Annotated in this window: 17 protein-coding genes; 7 read left to right on the top strand and 10 right to left on the bottom strand. The window is 63.2% G+C overall.

Annotated features, from left to right (window positions below; translation table 11 throughout):
• Nucleotides 1-110 precede the first annotated feature (110 nt).
• The gene (gene oleC / locus XANALMUS060_RS07010; RefSeq protein WP_045737808.1) at nucleotides 111-1,757 is read right to left on the bottom strand and encodes an olefin beta-lactone synthetase; all 1,647 of its coding nucleotides are present in this window, start codon (nucleotides 1,755-1,757) and stop codon (nucleotides 111-113) included.
• Nucleotides 1,758-1,866: 109 nt separating this feature from the next.
• Here oleC and XANALMUS060_RS07015 point away from each other — a divergent pair, with 109 nt between their 5' ends.
• Nucleotides 1,867-2,241: a YkgJ family cysteine cluster protein gene (locus XANALMUS060_RS07015; protein ID WP_045728741.1), complete on the top strand. Its 375-nt coding sequence runs from the start codon at nucleotides 1,867-1,869 to the stop codon at nucleotides 2,239-2,241.
• Between the two features lie 114 nt (nucleotides 2,242-2,355).
• Here XANALMUS060_RS07015 and XANALMUS060_RS07020 read toward each other — a convergent pair whose 3' ends face one another.
• The 4 genes from XANALMUS060_RS07020 to XANALMUS060_RS07035 all read right to left on the bottom strand — a co-directional run bounded on the left by XANALMUS060_RS07020 (nucleotide 2,356) and on the right by XANALMUS060_RS07035 (nucleotide 6,124).
• Nucleotides 2,356-2,844 carry a hypothetical protein gene (locus XANALMUS060_RS07020; protein WP_200894016.1) on the bottom strand — a complete coding sequence of 163 codons (489 nt, stop codon included), beginning with the start codon at nucleotides 2,842-2,844 and terminating at the stop codon, nucleotides 2,356-2,358.
• 283 nt (nucleotides 2,845-3,127) lie between these two features.
• Nucleotides 3,128-4,033, bottom strand: a complete 906-nt coding sequence (locus XANALMUS060_RS07025) for an alpha/beta fold hydrolase (protein WP_045728743.1) — start codon at nucleotides 4,031-4,033, stop codon at nucleotides 3,128-3,130.
• A 655-nt stretch (nucleotides 4,034-4,688) separates the two neighbouring features.
• Nucleotides 4,689-5,705 carry a 3-oxoacyl-ACP synthase III gene (locus tag XANALMUS060_RS07030; protein WP_045737750.1) on the bottom strand — a complete coding sequence of 339 codons (1,017 nt, stop codon included), beginning with the start codon at nucleotides 5,703-5,705 and terminating at the stop codon, nucleotides 4,689-4,691.
• 101 nt (nucleotides 5,706-5,806) lie between these two features.
• A complete protein-coding gene (locus XANALMUS060_RS07035) occupies nucleotides 5,807-6,124 on the bottom strand; it encodes a DUF4156 domain-containing protein (protein WP_045737809.1) in 318 nt (105 codons plus the stop codon).
• 471 nt (nucleotides 6,125-6,595) lie between these two features.
• On the opposite strand from XANALMUS060_RS07035, the gene XANALMUS060_RS07040 reads away from it, so the two are divergent.
• From XANALMUS060_RS07040 to XANALMUS060_RS07050, 3 genes are all read left to right on the top strand, one after another.
• The gene (locus XANALMUS060_RS07040; RefSeq protein ID WP_045737810.1) at nucleotides 6,596-6,961 is read left to right on the top strand and encodes a hypothetical protein; all 366 of its coding nucleotides are present in this window, start codon (nucleotides 6,596-6,598) and stop codon (nucleotides 6,959-6,961) included.
• A 42-nt stretch (nucleotides 6,962-7,003) separates the two neighbouring features.
• A complete protein-coding gene (gene trmL, locus XANALMUS060_RS07045) occupies nucleotides 7,004-7,483 on the top strand; it encodes a tRNA (uridine(34)/cytosine(34)/5-carboxymethylaminomethyluridine(34)-2'-O)-methyltransferase TrmL (RefSeq protein ID WP_045737751.1) in 480 nt (159 codons plus the stop codon).
• 195 nt (nucleotides 7,484-7,678) lie between these two features.
• On the top strand, nucleotides 7,679-8,263 hold the full coding sequence (locus XANALMUS060_RS07050) for an Ax21 family protein (RefSeq protein ID WP_045737752.1): 585 nt from the start codon (nucleotides 7,679-7,681) through the stop codon (nucleotides 8,261-8,263).
• Nucleotides 8,264-8,447: 184 nt separating this feature from the next.
• Here the strand turns inward: XANALMUS060_RS07050 and XANALMUS060_RS07055 are convergent, their stop codons facing one another.
• The 5 genes from XANALMUS060_RS07055 to XANALMUS060_RS07075 form a co-directional block, all read right to left on the bottom strand.
• Nucleotides 8,448-9,470 carry an NAD(P)H-dependent glycerol-3-phosphate dehydrogenase gene (locus tag XANALMUS060_RS07055; protein ID WP_045737753.1) on the bottom strand — a complete coding sequence of 341 codons (1,023 nt, stop codon included), beginning with the start codon at nucleotides 9,468-9,470 and terminating at the stop codon, nucleotides 8,448-8,450.
• An 18-nt stretch (nucleotides 9,471-9,488) separates the two neighbouring features.
• On the bottom strand, nucleotides 9,489-10,007 hold the full coding sequence (gene secB / locus XANALMUS060_RS07060) for a protein-export chaperone SecB (RefSeq protein WP_045728750.1): 519 nt from the start codon (nucleotides 10,005-10,007) through the stop codon (nucleotides 9,489-9,491).
• A gap of 87 nt (nucleotides 10,008-10,094) precedes the next feature.
• The gene (locus tag XANALMUS060_RS07065) at nucleotides 10,095-10,529 is read right to left on the bottom strand and encodes a rhodanese-like domain-containing protein (protein ID WP_045728751.1); all 435 of its coding nucleotides are present in this window, start codon (nucleotides 10,527-10,529) and stop codon (nucleotides 10,095-10,097) included.
• 53 nt (nucleotides 10,530-10,582) lie between these two features.
• The gene (locus XANALMUS060_RS07070) at nucleotides 10,583-11,002 is read right to left on the bottom strand and encodes a hypothetical protein (protein ID WP_045737754.1); all 420 of its coding nucleotides are present in this window, start codon (nucleotides 11,000-11,002) and stop codon (nucleotides 10,583-10,585) included.
• 46 nt (nucleotides 11,003-11,048) lie between these two features.
• Entirely contained in the window at nucleotides 11,049-11,519 is a 471-nt protein-coding gene (locus XANALMUS060_RS07075) for a YiiD C-terminal domain-containing protein (protein WP_045737811.1), read from the bottom strand.
• A gap of 33 nt (nucleotides 11,520-11,552) precedes the next feature.
• Between XANALMUS060_RS07075 and XANALMUS060_RS07080 the strand changes: the two genes are divergently transcribed.
• From XANALMUS060_RS07080 to XANALMUS060_RS07090, 3 genes are all read left to right on the top strand, one after another.
• Nucleotides 11,553-12,338: a uroporphyrinogen-III synthase gene (locus XANALMUS060_RS07080; RefSeq protein ID WP_082064960.1), complete on the top strand. Its 786-nt coding sequence runs from the start codon at nucleotides 11,553-11,555 to the stop codon at nucleotides 12,336-12,338.
• 121 nt (nucleotides 12,339-12,459) lie between these two features.
• Nucleotides 12,460-13,440, top strand: coding sequence for a uroporphyrinogen-III C-methyltransferase (locus tag XANALMUS060_RS07085; RefSeq protein WP_045737813.1), 981 nt, complete (start codon nucleotides 12,460-12,462; stop codon nucleotides 13,438-13,440).
• Nucleotides 13,437-14,702 (top strand): heme biosynthesis HemY N-terminal domain-containing protein, encoded by a 1,266-nt coding sequence (locus XANALMUS060_RS07090; protein WP_045737755.1) that lies wholly within the window; start codon nucleotides 13,437-13,439, stop codon nucleotides 14,700-14,702. The genes XANALMUS060_RS07085 and XANALMUS060_RS07090 overlap by 4 nt, the downstream gene beginning before the upstream one ends.
• Nucleotides 14,703-14,815: the final 113 nt, after the last annotated feature.

Consider the following 14,815-nt stretch of genomic DNA (forward strand, 5'->3'; position numbering starts at 1 on the left):
CAGCGAAGGCGATCCACAGCAGCGCATCCCGCGAGGGCGTCATGCGAGCGCGGGATCCTGCATACCTTCGGAAATCTTCACCGTGGCATCGAGCACGTCAGCGTGGTGGCTCAGCGCACGCGGTCCTTGGCCCACCCGGCCAGTTTCTCGCGACCGATCTTGGCATTGTGGCGGATGTCCACCGGAAAACCCGGATGGCACAGGAAATCGACGATGCCGGCGGTATGCGGATGCGCCAACGCCAGCGCACGCAGTTGCGCTTGCGCTCGCGTCGGCACCGCCACGCCCTGCACGACCTCGTAGCACAGCACAGGGCGCTGCGCGCCTGGCTTGCCGATCCCGACCAGAGCACTGCGTCGCAGCCACGGCACTGTATTGAAGATCGGCTCCACCTGCTCGGTGTGCAGTGGCCCCTGCGCGGTTTCCACGCGTTGGGTTTTCCGCCCGCAGAACCACAACCGTCCCTGCGCATCGAAATAGCCGACATCGCCCATGCGGTGCACGATGCGCTCGCTGCCGTCGGCCAGGCGTTCGCGAATCTTGGCCAGAGACGTGGCCGCATCGCGGTTGAAATAGGTATCGGTGGCGGTCGGCCCGGCTACGGTGATCTCGCCGACACTCCCCTGCGGCAGTTCGCGCACGTCGCTCCATTGGACAATCGCCGCATCGTCGATGGCGATGATGCGCACGTGGTTGGGCGCCACCACCTTGCCGACGCAGGTGCCGGCGCCGCTTTCCGTGGCTGCGCGGGTATCCTGCAGTTCGCGCCCTTCGATCACCGCCACCGGCAGGCACTCGGTGGCGCCGTAGGGGGTCCACAGTTGTGCGTCCTGCGGCAATAACCGGCGCATTTTGGCGACGACCTCCGGCGGCACCGGGGCGCCCGCCGAGGTCGCACGACGCACATTCGGCAGCGGCTTGCCATAGTCGGCCAAGACCCGCATCAGGGCCGGCGATCCAAATAACTGAGTCACGCCGAAACGCGCGATCGCATCGTGCAGCCTGCGCGGATCGACGTTGGCTGGACGGGTCGGATCCATATCCGGAATCACCGAGGTCAAACCCAACGCCGGGTCGAACAAGGCGAACGGCGGGAATGTCGGCAAGTCGACCCCACCGGGCAGCATGCCGAATGCATTGCGCATCAGTTCGATCTGCGCGATGAAATGGCGGTGCCGATAGACCACACCCTTGGGCACGCCGGTGGAGCCACTGGTGAACAGGATCGCCGCCATCGTGTCGGCGTCGGTGGCCACCAACTGGCCGGCCGCGCCCTGGCCGGCACGTTCAATCTGCGCGAGTGTGGTGCCGCCCCAAGCCCAGCGTCGGCCCACGGTGACAATGCGCGTCGCCGACCGTGCCCATCCCAGCAAACGCCGCGCCAACTGCGCCAGCGCGATACCAATGAACGCCTGAGGTTGCGCCTCGTCCAGACATTGCGCGAGCGCGCGCTTGTCGATGCCCGGATCGACCAGCACCGGCACCGCACCGATTTTGAACAACGCAAACATCAGCAGGAAGAACTCCAGCGATGGCCGCACCATCACCACGGCGCGGGTTCCGCGACCGATGCCGTAACCGGCCAGACCGGCGGCGATTGCATCGCTGCGTGCGTCCAATTGCGCATAGCTCAGGGTCACGTCGTAGGCGGCCAAGCCATCGACACCGCGGCGGCCAGGACAGCGGATCGCGATCTGGTCGGGACGCTCGCGCGCCAACAGCGGCAGCGTCGCCGCGATGTTCCAATTGGTGGTCATCGGCGGATTATCGCCGATGCCGCACCCGCGCACTGCACCACAGGTGGCATCGGTTCGGTCACAATGACCCGCTCCCCCACGCGCTTGCCGCGCAAAATCCGGCTGTGTCATGGCTCATCCCTGCCTCACTTGCGGCGCTTGCTGCGCTTACTTTCGCGTCAGTTTCCACTGGAGCGAAGCCGATCCCGCACTCGGCGGCAGAGTGCCGTTGGACCTCACCGAACCGCTACGCACGCACGAGCGGGCGATGCGCGGAACCTCGCAGGCGCAACCGCGCTGCGTCGCGCTGGATGCCGACATCGGTCGCTACAGCCGTTGCACGATCCACACCCAGCGCCCCTCCGTGTGTGCGGCGGTTCCCGCCTCACTGGAGTTCGGCGAACGCAGTGCGCAATGCGACAAGGCGCGGCTGGCACACGGGCTCTCACTCTTGAACGAAGCAGACTGGGACGGCGTGATCGAGCGCAACCTTCCGGATGCTTGAGGCGGTCGCGAGGGAGGTCGCGACCGTCTGCACCGGACAGGCTTTATTGCACTGTGCCGACCGGGTCCAGTGCGGCGCTGCGGCCGATGCCCCACGCACAGGCGTGGACACGGTTCACTTGTGCTTCCACCCGGTTGGCACCGGATTGGTCACGGTGTTCTTTTCCTGGGTATAAGTGCCGTTCTGCTGGGCAATGGCTTCGCCGGTATCGACGATAGCGTTCTGGATGAACACGTTCTGCTTCTCGCCACGCACGAACGTCAATTGATGGAAGGCGGTCTTGTTGCCCCAATCTTCGGAAGGCAAGGAAATGAACCTGACGGTATAGGTCTGGTCATCGAAACTGCCTTGCAGCACGTACACGCCGTAATGATTCTCGCCCTGGGAAATGAGCTTGTAAACGCCGTTGCTGTAGTAATAGAGCTCGGCATCGGGGAACGGTTTTTTATCGTACATTTTCCGATAATGCAGCACCTGCTTGATGGTTGGCTGGCCGAAACCGACCACCAGCGTCTTGCCATCGTGGGAAGTCGTCAAGTCTTCCGCGTGCACACCCGTACTGCTCATCGACATCATTAACATCGACATTACCATTGCTTTCACTGGATTTGTCTCCTGTCGGTTTCAATCAATCGCTCGATGCGGCTGATCGCATGCACAACGCATCTACACTCTATCTTGGCGCTCTTATGACGGGGTGGCAATCGGTTGCATTTCGGCAACCTCGCACGACTGCCGATGCAGCCGGTGGCGACGTAGCCGGCCGTGACCGCCCTGCGTGATCCAGAAATCCGCATGGACAGCATGGACAACAACGCCATGCCATCGCACCGCATTGCCAGCAACGCTTACGCCAAACTTGCCTCCATTTCACACAGGCGCACGCTCACGTCAACGGATGCGCGTCCAGAAACCTGCGGATCGCCGGCACCAACACCTCGTGTTTGTCTTCCAACACATAGTGGTTGGCATCCTCGAAGGCCATGACCTCGGCCTGCGGCAGCGCGCGGCGAAATCCCTCAAGGAAATGGTGATCGAAGCAGATATCGCGCAAACCCCATCCAATGAATGCGGGACGATCAGCGAAGCCAGGTAGCGCCTGCGCCGCGCGCTCCAGTAACGACCACGCCGGGTCCGCGGGCGATAGCGGAATGTCCTGCATGAAGCGGATCGTGGAAATGCGGTTTGCCCACGTGTCGTAGGGCGCCACGTAAGCGCGACGCACGTCGGCTGGCATGCGTCGCGACACGCCCAACCACGATGCGCCGGCGGAGAACGCGTTGAAAGTACGGATGAACCACTCGCCCAAACGCCAGTGTCTGCCCATGGCGATCTGCCACGGCATCGGCTTGGCTGCCGGCAGCGGAAACGCCGCCGTGTTGGTGATCACCAGGCGCCGGACCTGCGCGGGGTGCGACAGAGCCCAGCCGAAACCGATCATGCCGCCCCAATCGTGCACGGCCAACGTCACCGGTCCGTCGATGCGCAGATGCCGCAACAGCGCATCGAGATCGTCCACACGCGACTGCAGCGTGTAGTCATAGCCCGGTTGCGCACCGGGTGCATCATCCGGTTTGTCAGAAAGCCCCATGCCGATGTGGTCGGGCACGATGCAGCGGTATCGGTCCGACAGTCCGGTCACCAGCGTGCGCCACAGATAGCTCCACGACGGATTGCCATGCAGCATCAGCACCACCTCGCCGTCGCGTGGACCTTCGTCGAGGTAGGACATCTGCACACCCGGACGCACCTGGAAGCGCTGCGGAGTGAAGGGATAGCCGGGGTAGTTCATGCCAATGGACACTTCTCGTGGGCGGAGACGGTAGTGGGAGACAGACATCGCGTTGCAACATCTGCATGCGCAGCACACGCATCGGGACGAAAGTGCGTCAGCCACGCTCCGGGGTGTCGGCACCGCGTCCAAGCAATTCGAATAGTGGCCGGTTCACATCATAGTTGTTGCGCCCGACTCTGAGCTTCTGCAAGACCCCATCCTGTGCCAGCAGATCGAGCGGTCTGGAGATTGAACAGATCGTGGATCAAGTCCTGCCGATGGAACTGAGCGCGCTCTGACACAGGCGTTACTTGGAGACTGCAACAACGTTTGATCGCCACGCACGTCGCACCTGTCTATGCCGCAGTGGTGGCGAGAGCATCGGACATGTACAGCACTTGGCTGCTGCATTCGTCTTGCTCGCGCACCGCCTGGAGAAGCCGCCAATATCGATCCAGCCACTAAAGCCGTTTCCGGCGTAGACGAAGGATGCTGTCGTTGATGTCCAGGCGCGCTGCACAGCGCCAGTTCAACGCATGGATCGGCATCCTGGCAAGCACATGCAAAGAGAAATGGATTTTATCTGCTCGCCAGAGCGAACCTGTCTAATTTTTCCAAAAATCTATACATGTTCGCTTTGCTATGGACGCTGCAAGCACGCTTCTCGCGCCGCCTACCACACCACCTCGGCCATCGAACAATTCAGGCCAGAGCCGATGCCCATCAACGCGATGCGGTCGCCCTTCTTCAGCCGGCCCAGTTCTTTCAGTTTGCTCAACACGATCGGCACGCTGGCGGGGCCGATGTTGCCGTGTTCGCCAAAGATGGTCATGACCTTCTTGGGATCGATGCCGAAATTCTTGATGAAGGCTTGGGTGTGCGGCAGGCTGACCTGATGGATGACGAACTGATCCAGTTCATCCACCGCCCAGCCCAGTGCCTGCTTGGCGGCGGCAAAGGTTTTATGCGCCAGCTTGATGCCTTCGATCAACAGCATCCGGGTGTCAGTGACCATGCGGTCCAGATTGCCACGGCACAGCTTGTTCCATTCGGTGGCCGAACGAGTCACACAGCCGCGGTAACGCGGCGCGTCCGGCACCAGTTCGGCACGCGCCATCACCATCGCCACGGCACCACAGCCCAACGTCAGTGCGGCCAGCTCGTCGCGGAATTCGTTCGCGGTCACCTCCGGCGAGGTCATTCGTTCCAGGGTCTTCTCGTAGAGCAGGTTGGCGGTCTCGCCATCGACGACCAAGGCGTAATCAATTTCGCGGCGCTCAATCATCCGCGCCGCGATATCCATGCCGTTGATGAAGGCCAGGCAGGCATTGGCGACGTCGAAGGTCATGCACTGCTCGCCAACGCCCAGGTTGCCAGAAACGATGCTGGCCGTGGACGGCTCCAGATAGTCGCGACTGACCGAGGTATTGACCAGCAGACCGACCTGGTTGGCCTCGATCCCCGCATCCTGCATCGCCTTGCGCGCGGCCAGGGTGGCCACGTCGGACGCCTGCATGCCCTGATCCCACATGCGCCGCGCATGGATACCGGCGATATCGCCCAGTGCATCGGCACGGATCCCCAGCCGTTGGTATGTCGGCTGCAGACGCTCGTTGATCTGCTTAGAAGTCAACGTGTGTGGCGCATCAATGTGCGCCAGCCCCGCGATGGAGACATTGTTAAAGAGCATCGAGGTGTACGCCAGGGTAAGGCGAGGGGCACCAATTCTAGCGGCTGCTCGGTTTTAGCGCATCTTTAACAGATCCAGCGAGAGCGTATGGCCTGAGCGATTCAGGATCCGCCGCACTGGTAGGCGACAAAACGCTGCTCGCCATTGCTCGGCTCGCCCATGGCTTGCACTGTGTTGGCGCCCACACCCGACGCCTCGTTGCGGGCCAGGGTCTCCAGCTCTTCCCGCACCCGCAGCGGATTGCGTTGGTAGAAGCCGACGCTGCTCTTCACTGACACCGCCACCTCGCCCCGCTTCTCGCAACCAGCGACGGCCTGCCCAGGCAGCAGCACCCGGACGCTCTTACCTTCCGGCGCCATCGGCACCCAGGTGCAGGCGACGAGACTGACAAGCAGGAAGGACAGGATCAATAGGCGCATGGGCAGTTCGCTGGCAGGTGGACTCGGATTGTGGCGCACATCGCTGAATCGACGATGACGTTCACTGGCTCGATGCCGCAGCGTGGGCCACGGGTGTCGGCCATCTCGATCAGCGTTGGCAAGCTCAGGGCCCGATGGCGCGGCGCAGGCCTGCCATCTTCTGTTACGCGATCGACCGCGTCTTGGCGTTGGTGAACACCCCCATCTGCTCGTGAGCCTAATGCAGCGCTGGAATATGACGGATGCATGCGGGAAGACCTGACCGGCTCGCGCACACCACCGCACGAGTCAATTCCTTATAAAACAATCGATTGTCGTTGCAGCAATCTCTCTTGTATGGAGTAAACGCTACAGAGAAAAATGAATTTCAGCTTAATTGAGATGCGCGACAGCCAAGAGAGCTTGCCCTTTTTGATTTAGTGTTTTACTTTACTACAACACCACAAATCAAAAGCACCAATGAGGTCATCGATGAAAACCGTCTCCTTCCTGCTGGCTGCGGCCATTGCAGCCGCGTGCGTCACACCGGCACTCGCTACTCCCCGCATCGCCACCCTGGGAGTTGTTCAGGTGCACCCTTCCACCGAGCAGCTCGCCCAGCACCGTACTGTCCTGTCGGACCACATCGTCACCCTTGCCGCAGTGCGAGTACGCCCGTCGGCCGACCTGATCGCCCTGCGCGATGTGGAGCAAGCCGCCAGCCCACACCTGCTCACCCTGGCGACGGTGTGTGTACACCCAGATGCCAAACTGGAGGGGATCTTCGCGCTCGGCAATGGCGCGGGCAGTGTGTTGCGGCAGTGTGCTCAGGCACTGGCGAGCGACCTGACGCAATAATTGACCCGCGCGACACCTATTCCCGGCGCGTAAACTGCGCCCATGACTGCCACACCGAAGCTGCACGTTCTGCTGTTCCAACCCGAGATCCCGCCGAATACGGGCAACGTCATCCGCCTGTGCGCCAATACCGGTGCACAGTTGCACCTGATCGAGCCACTGGGCTTCGACCTTAGCGACAAGCAACTCAAGCGTGCTGGTCTGGACTATCACGAATATGCCCAGTTGCAGGTCCATGCTTCGCTGAACGCCGCGTTGCAAACGGTCGCCCCGCAACGCCTGTTCGCACTGAGTACGCGCGGATGCGTCCGTTACGATGCTCCCGCGTTCACAGATGGCGACGCGTTTTTGTTCGGCCCGGAAACCCGAGGCCTCCCCACCGAGGTACTGGAAGCGATCCCGCCAACACAGCGGCTGCGCCTGCCGATGCGCCCGAACAACCGCAGCCTCAACCTGTCCAACGCCGTGGCGGTCGTGGTGTTCGAGGCATGGCGACAGCTGGGATTCGCCGACGCTGTGTGAATAGCTACAAAAAATTTACATCCCAATTAACCTTGCCAAGTCAAGCAATTACACCCCAGAATTTCCTGAACACGGCGAGAAATCTCAGCTTTAAATTCAGGGCAAGTTCGGATAGATAACGGATAATTTACAAACGGCAGCGAACGGCATCACGCCTCAGCGCCAACACACCCATAACGAAGGTACCCGATTATTATGAAGACCTCTTTGCTTGCTCTGGGCCTGCTGGCCACCCTGCCGTTCGCCGCTTCGGCCGCCGAAGGCATTTCCTACAACTACGTTGAGGGCGGTTACGTTCAGACCGACAGCCGCGGCGGCACCAACGCCACAGATGCTGACGGCTGGGCCGTGAAGGGTTCCTACGCGTTCCACCCGAACTTCAGCGTGTTCGGCGATTTCAACCGCCAGAAGACCGATATCGGCAATTTCCGCATCGACCAGTTCCGCGTCGGCGCTGGCTACAACTACGAGATCGCGAGCAGCACCGACCTGGTGACCCGCGTTGCTTACAACCGTTTCGACCCGCAGCACAACACCAAGTTCAACGGCTGGAGCGCCGAAGCCGGCCTCCGTACCGCCTTCGCACCATACCTGGAAGTGTATGCGCTGGGCGGCTACCAGGATTACCTCAAGAAGGACGGTATCAATCCGAAGGGCTATTTCTACGGCGTTATCGGCGGCGAAGCCAAGCTCAACCAGAACTGGGGTCTGAGCGCCGACATGAAGATGGACCGCCACGGCAGCAAAGAATGGTTCGTCGGCCCGCGCTTCAGCTGGTAAGCGCTTGTCCTAGCGCCACGCGCGACGTCTTCTCTCCCGCCGCGCGCGGCTCTGAAAGCCCGGTCTCACGACCGGGCTTTTTTTGTGCGCGACCAATCGATCGCAAGCAACGACGCCGTTTACGGCAACGCATACGAAAACGCCCGGCGTAGCCAGGCGCGCAATCGGTCGAGCCTGGCTCGAATCAGCTGAACAGGGTGGCCGGGTACTCGGGCTTCTGCTCACGCGCCAGCAACTGCTGCAAGCCAGCGGCCGGGGTCAGTTCGCCGTGCAATACGGCACGCACGGCATTGGAGATCGGCAGATCAATCCCATGACGCTCGGCCTGGCGCATCACCTCGTCAGCCGTCTGCACCGACTCGACCACCTGGCCAATCGCACGCACCGCTTCCTGTAACGGCTGCCCGCGCCCCAGGGCCAGGCCCAGGCGGCGATTACGCGACAGGTCGCCGGTACAGGTCAGCACCAGATCGCCAAGTCCGGCCAGGCCCATCAGTGTTTCCGGTTTGGCGCCGATCGCCGCAGCCAGCCGCAGCATCTCGTTGAGGCCGCGGGTAATCAGCCCAGCGCGCGCGTTCAAGCCCAACTCCATGCCATCGGCCACACCGGTGGCGACCGCCAACACGTTCTTCATCGCCCCACCCAGCTCGGCGCCGATCATGTCGTCGCCGGTGTAGGCGCGGAAGGTCGGTCCATGCATCGCTCCGGCGACCTGTTGCGCGAACGCGGCATCCCCATGCACGGTCACCGCAGTCGGCAGGTTCAGTGCCACTTCCTTCGCAAAGGAAGGGCCGGTGACGACCGCCAGCGGCACGTGCCGACCCAGGATCTCCTGCGCCACCTCATGCAAGAAACGCCCGGAACCGGGCTCGAAGCCCTTGGTCGCCCAAGCCACGCCTGCCTGCGCCGGCCGCAACGGAGCTAGCTGACGCATGGTCTGGGTGAACGCATGCGACGGCACCACCACCAGGATCCAGTCGGCGCCGTGGACCGCCGCCGCCAGATCGGTGGTGGCCTGCAGCGTCGCCGGCAACGCAATGGCCGGCAGATAACGCGGATTCTCGTGGCGTTGCGCGATGGCCTCAGCGACGCTGAGGTCGCGCCCCCATAACACGGTCGCAAAACCATGCCGTGCGGTAAGCGCGGCCAAGGCCGTCCCCCAGGAGCCGGCACCGAGAACGGCGATCTTCTTGGCGTTATCGCGCATGCGTAATGGCGGACGCGCTCAGGCGTTGCCTGCCGGCTCCGAATCGGCCAGCGCCTGGTCCTCACCCTGCTGCGCACGCTGGCGCAGGGTCTCGGCGTACAGCGCCTCGAAGTTGATCGGCTGCAGGAAGAACGGAGGAAAACCGCCGGCCTGAATCAAATCGCTGACCAACGAACGCACGTAGGGGAACAGGATGCTTGGGCATTGCGTACCAAGCAGTACGTCCACTGCCTGCGGCTCCAGGCCGATCAAACCGAACACACCAGCCTGCTGCACTTCGGCCACGTAAGCGGTCTTGCCAGCGGCGGTGCAGGTCAGTGTCACGCCGAGCACCACTTCGAACGCCTGCTCGTTCAGACGCTGCACGCGCTGATTGAGGTTGAGCTGCAATTCCGGCTGTGCGTTATCGTTGAACACCAACGGCGCATTACGCGACTCGAACGAAACGTCCTTGACGTAGATCTTCTCGATGGTGAAAGCGGGGCCAGCCGCAGCTTCGGTCGGCGCAGCCGCGCCGTTGTTGGTGACATCGGACATTATTTTGACTCCGGTGGATTCAGTAATAGCACAAAAGGGGATTATCACATGCCAGCCATACGACTCGATGGCCGGCGATGGCGCGCCTCAGCGGCCTTTGACCAGTGGTAACTCGGCCTGCTGCCAGGCGGCGATGCCGCCATCGAGCACGTAAACCTGCTCGAAGCCAGCCTTCTTCAATTGTTTGGCTGCGCCGTCGGCGGTAGTACCGGTGCGGCACACCAGTACCACCGGCTGCGACTTGGCATTGCTCACCAGCTTGTGTTGCGGACCGAACTGACTAGGTAACGCGCTACGGCTCCCGGCGATATGGCCCTTTTCGAAATCAGCCGAAGCCGACAGGTCCACCACCACCGTATTGCCAGCATTGATCAGCCGGGTCAGTTCGGCCGGGCGCAAGCCCTTATAGCCGCGAAACAGGCGCGCCACTTCGGTGACGACCAAGGCGATGGTCAGGCCAACCAGGGCCATGGCCAGCATCGGATTGCGACCGGCGAAGGCCAACAGTTCTTGGGAGTTCACAGGAATCGGGGACTGGAAACGGGCGCAGATTGTCGCACAGCTAGATGGCCGCGCTACTGGCCATTCCATAGATCCGGCAGGCCATCCTGCAACCACCAGGTCTTGGCCTCGGCATCCCAACGCCAGCGTTCACGGTAGCGGACGCTACGCTCGGCCTGGGTGTTGCGGTTGATCACCCCCAGTTCAATTTCGCGTTGCACCTCACCATCGCTCGCCATGGCGGCTCCGACCCGATAGGAGGAAATCTGAATCTGACGGTAGCGCTCCAGTTGCATGTCGGTCAGCGGGTGCGCTTGCCGGTAGGCCGGGTCCACCGCCTGCCAGGCCGATTCGAACTCGCTCCAGCGAATCGCGGCGGCGTAGGCAGTCTGCAAATCGTCCAGTTTGCGCTGTTGCGCGCGACTACCGGCCATGGCCGTGCCGAGGCAACCCAGCAGCAACACCAGCACAAGCGTGCGGAACATCGAGTGCATGACAGGTCCCCCCGGGGCGGCGCGCCGCGCGTGCGATGCGTGCATTCTATCCTTTGGCAATGGCAACGAAGCGCCCGCTCAGCGTCGCCGCCGCCGCCGCGCCAAGCGCGCCCACCTGCGCCTGGATGCCGATCCGGGCACGACCACGCTGGCGGAAGGTGGCCACAAACACGTCCCAGTCGGCGCCCTCCTCTGCAGCGGCCTGGGCATGCAAGTCAACGTACAGCGGGGCCAGATAGCGCACCTGCGTCTCGGCGACGTACACATCGCCATGCAATCGGGCCTGGTGCAATTCGTAATTGACCAAGGCCCAGCCGGCCAGCGTCATCACCGAACCCAGACTACCGCCGAACGCATTACCTTTGTCGTTGATGTTCGCCGCCAGCGGCGCGCTCATATGCAGGCGTCGCTCGGCATAGCCCTGCAGCGTGACTTGCAACGCCGCCGCCGGCGGCATCGCCTCGAACTGCCGTTGCAACTGCTGCAAGAACGCATCGAAAGAGAGATCCGTTGCCATGGTGCGATTGTGCGGCCAGTGAAGGCTCGCATAATGCATGGCATGAGCACATATGCAACCACCGCAGCGGTGGCCTGGACGCTGATTTCACTGCGCCCGCTCGGCGAACATGAACCACTGCGACGGGCCGCCGCACGCCATGGCGCGCGGCTGCTGGCAGTGTCGCCCTGGCGTCTGCAAGGCCGCACCGATAGCACCACCCGCAGCACACTGGCACAGGCGCTGGCCGCACCGCGGGTGATCTTCAGCAGCCCGGCGGCGGTACGCGCAGCGGCGGCGCTGCAGCCGTTGGTCTCCAGGGCGGACCAGTGCTGGCTGGCGGTCGGTGCCGGCACCGCACGCGCACTACACCGCCACGGTATCGCCGACGTGGCAGTGCCGACACGGATGGATAGCGATGGACTATTGGCCCTGCCGCAACTGGCGGCTGTTGCTGCACCGGTCGGATTGGTCACCGCACCCGGCGGCCGCGGCATGATCGCCACGCAATTGCAGGCGCGCGGCACGCCACTGCTGCGCGCCGACGTGTATGAGCGCGTACCGCTACAACTCAAGCCACAACGGATCGCGCAACTGCGCACCGTCGGGTCCGGCGTACTGGCGTTGAGCAGTGGCGAGGCGCTGCAATTGATCGTGGCGCAACTGCCCGACGACCTGCGTGCAGCCTGGCGCACGCAACCACTGGTCGCTGCCAGCGCGCGTTTGGCAGCGCTGGCCGCCGAGCTGGGCTTTACCGACATCACTCGCGCGGCCGGACCACGGCCGCAGCAATTGGCTGCAGCCGCTACGGCCACGATGACACATCCACGACCTCGCTGAACGCGGGCGAACAACTGGCTTGCGGCCACGGTGCCGCACACGCCATGCTCCGGTCGCGAGGTGCCGACCTTCACCTTAGTTTGCAACGGGGCGAAAGCCATGAAGGATAAGGATGCTGCCAATGACCGACGACACTCTATCCACGCCACGCCGTTCCTTGCACTGGATCGGGCTGCTGTTGGTCGCTGCCACACTGCTGGCGCTTGGGGCCACGGGCTGGCGAGGTTGGAACTGGTGGCAGGCACGCAGCGCACGCGAACGAGTGCTGCAGTCGGAAGTCCAGCAGCAATTGCAGGCCTTGCAACAGAACCTTGAAGTTCTACGCAGCGATCAGCGCGCCACCGTACAGCGGCTCCAGGACGCAGCGAGTACCAATCGCGTGTTGCGCGACGAAATGCTCGGATTGAGCCAGCGCAGCGCGCTGCTCGAAGCCAACGTGGCAAAACTGGCCGATTCCAATCGCCACGACGCGCAGGCACTGCGCCTGGACGAGGTCGAACTGCTCCTCAACCAGGGGCAGCAACGCCTACTGCTTGCCGGCGATGCGCAAGGTGCGCGGCGCGCCTACGCACTGGCCAGCGGCGTGCTCGATGGCATCGACGACCCACACTTCCTCAACCTACGGCAAACCCTGCTACAGGAACGTACCGCCTTGGATGCGCTCGGCGAAGGACCACAGGCGCGTTTATCGGCACAACTGGACGCCTTCGCCGCCAGTATCGATGCACTGCCCACGCGGCTGCCGGAGAGCGCACAGCAACCGTTGTGGCAGCGTTTGCTGGCACCGCTGATCAAGATTCGTCCAGCACAAGGCGGAGTGCTGGCCGCTCGCTCGGAACGCGTGGCTGCCCGCGACGCCCTGCAATTGGACCTGACCCTGACCCGTGCGGCGCTGGAGCGTGGCGACGCGCGTGGCTACCGCAGCGCCCTGGCGCGTGCCGACAGGTGGCTGCGACGGCTCTGGCCGGAATCGCCGCAGCTACGTGCATGTCGCGACACCCTGCGCACGCTGGGTAATGCCGACCTGCGCCCGACGATTCCCGAGTTGGGAACCACCCTGCAGCAACTACGCACCCTGCGCGACGCAAGGAGCCACTCATGAAATCTTTCCGTTCCCTGATCGTGCTACTGATCGTGATCGCACTCGGCGTGATCGGCGCGCAATGGCTGGCGCAGGAGCAACTGCGCGAATTCGGCGAAGTGATCGTGCGTGCCGGCGACACCGACTACATCGCGTCACTCCCGCAGGCCGCGTTGCTGCTGGTGATCGCGTTCCTGCTGCTGTGGCTGATCGGAAACGTGCTGAGTTTTCCGTTCCGCGCTTGGGGCCAACATCGCCGCAAACAATCGCGAGCACGCCTGATCGAGGGCCTGACCGCCGTACACAACGGCCAGTGGACGCGTGCGGAAAAACAACTGGATACCGCAGCGCAAGATCCAGACGTGAGCGTGATTGCCCTGCTCGCCGCGGTCCGTGTGGCCGACGCGCGTGGCGATGCAGAAGCGGTCGAACGCCATCTGCGGCGCCTGGCCGAACGCGATGCCTGTGCCCACGCGCTGCTACAAGCCGAACGCCATCTGGACCGGAAGCGCCCGGTCGATGCGATCAACACGCTCGACGTGGCGGCGGCGCAGCCGCTACCGCCACGCGGACTGTTACTGCGTACCGAAGCACTGATCCAGATCGGTCGCGCCAACGAGGCCTATGGCCAACTTGGCGCGATCCGCCGGCAACAAGCCTTGCCATTGGACGCCATCGCCGCGCTGGAAACCCGTCTGGCCACCGCATCACTGGAACAGGCCAGCGATGCCAACGCACTCGCCGAGCGTTGGGAAAGCCTACCCAGATCCCTGAGCAGCGAGCCGGATGTGGTTGGGACCTATGCATTGCGTGCCGCTGCCTTGGGCTGGGACGATGCGGCACTGCGCAGTCTGGAACAGGCGCTGGACACGCGCTGGGACGAGCGCTTGGCGGTGCTGTACGGACGCCTGCCGATGGAGCGATACGATACGCGCCACGCCAGCGCACAACGCTGGCTCCAGCAGCATCCTGACAGCCCGGCGCTGTTGCTGACGCTGGCGCGCCTGGCGCGCCACCAGCAGCAGTGGCCGCAAGCCGAAGAGTTCCTGCACCGGGCGCTGACGCTCGACGCCGATGCCGAGGCCTGGGAGGTATTGGGCGATGGATATGCCGAGGCCGGCGACACGCTCGCCGCGCAGCGCTGCTATGCCAATGCGCTGCGCGTGCAGCGCGGCGAGCAGGCGTCGCCATTACCCGCGCAGGTGTCTCCGTCGTCGCACGATCCACAGGCACAGGTAATGGCGCAACGCGAGGACGACGGCTTTACACAACGGCAAGACTGAACTGCGACGGCATGCGCCACACCATCGCCGTCACCGTGCACACCAGCTGCAACGCAGCGTAAGCGCCGCAGCGCGTAGGTAAGACACCCTCTGACCATCACGCCGCACGGTCT

The sequence above is a fragment of the Xanthomonas sp. MUS 060 genome (assembly GCF_000963215.1).
GTDB lineage: Bacteria > Pseudomonadota > Gammaproteobacteria > Xanthomonadales > Xanthomonadaceae > Xanthomonas_A.

What these genes read in the sequence shown, in the direction of transcription:
- oleC (WP_045737808.1), bottom strand. Translation starts at nt 1,757, where the DNA reads ATGACCACCAATTGGAACATCGCGGCGACGCTGCCGCTGTTGGCGCGC.
- XANALMUS060_RS07015 (WP_045728741.1), top strand. Translation starts at nt 1,867, where the DNA reads ATGGCTCATCCCTGCCTCACTTGCGGCGCTTGCTGCGCTTACTTTCGC.
- XANALMUS060_RS07025 (WP_045728743.1), bottom strand. Translation starts at nt 4,033, where the DNA reads ATGAACTACCCCGGCTATCCCTTCACTCCGCAGCGCTTCCAGGTGCGT.
- XANALMUS060_RS07030 (WP_045737750.1), bottom strand. Translation starts at nt 5,705, where the DNA reads ATGCTCTTTAACAATGTCTCCATCGCGGGGCTGGCGCACATTGATGCG.
- XANALMUS060_RS07035 (WP_045737809.1), bottom strand. Translation starts at nt 6,124, where the DNA reads ATGCGCCTATTGATCCTGTCCTTCCTGCTTGTCAGTCTCGTCGCCTGC.
- XANALMUS060_RS07040 (WP_045737810.1), top strand. Translation starts at nt 6,596, where the DNA reads ATGAAAACCGTCTCCTTCCTGCTGGCTGCGGCCATTGCAGCCGCGTGC.
- trmL (WP_045737751.1), top strand. Translation starts at nt 7,004, where the DNA reads ATGACTGCCACACCGAAGCTGCACGTTCTGCTGTTCCAACCCGAGATC.
- XANALMUS060_RS07050 (WP_045737752.1), top strand. Translation starts at nt 7,679, where the DNA reads ATGAAGACCTCTTTGCTTGCTCTGGGCCTGCTGGCCACCCTGCCGTTC.
- XANALMUS060_RS07055 (WP_045737753.1), bottom strand. Translation starts at nt 9,470, where the DNA reads ATGCGCGATAACGCCAAGAAGATCGCCGTTCTCGGTGCCGGCTCCTGG.
- secB (WP_045728750.1), bottom strand. Translation starts at nt 10,007, where the DNA reads ATGTCCGATGTCACCAACAACGGCGCGGCTGCGCCGACCGAAGCTGCG.
- XANALMUS060_RS07070 (WP_045737754.1), bottom strand. Translation starts at nt 11,002, where the DNA reads ATGCACTCGATGTTCCGCACGCTTGTGCTGGTGTTGCTGCTGGGTTGC.
- XANALMUS060_RS07075 (WP_045737811.1), bottom strand. Translation starts at nt 11,519, where the DNA reads ATGGCAACGGATCTCTCTTTCGATGCGTTCTTGCAGCAGTTGCAACGG.
- XANALMUS060_RS07080 (WP_082064960.1), top strand. Translation starts at nt 11,553, where the DNA reads ATGCATGGCATGAGCACATATGCAACCACCGCAGCGGTGGCCTGGACG.
- XANALMUS060_RS07085 (WP_045737813.1), top strand. Translation starts at nt 12,460, where the DNA reads ATGACCGACGACACTCTATCCACGCCACGCCGTTCCTTGCACTGGATC.
- XANALMUS060_RS07090 (WP_045737755.1), top strand. Translation starts at nt 13,437, where the DNA reads ATGAAATCTTTCCGTTCCCTGATCGTGCTACTGATCGTGATCGCACTC.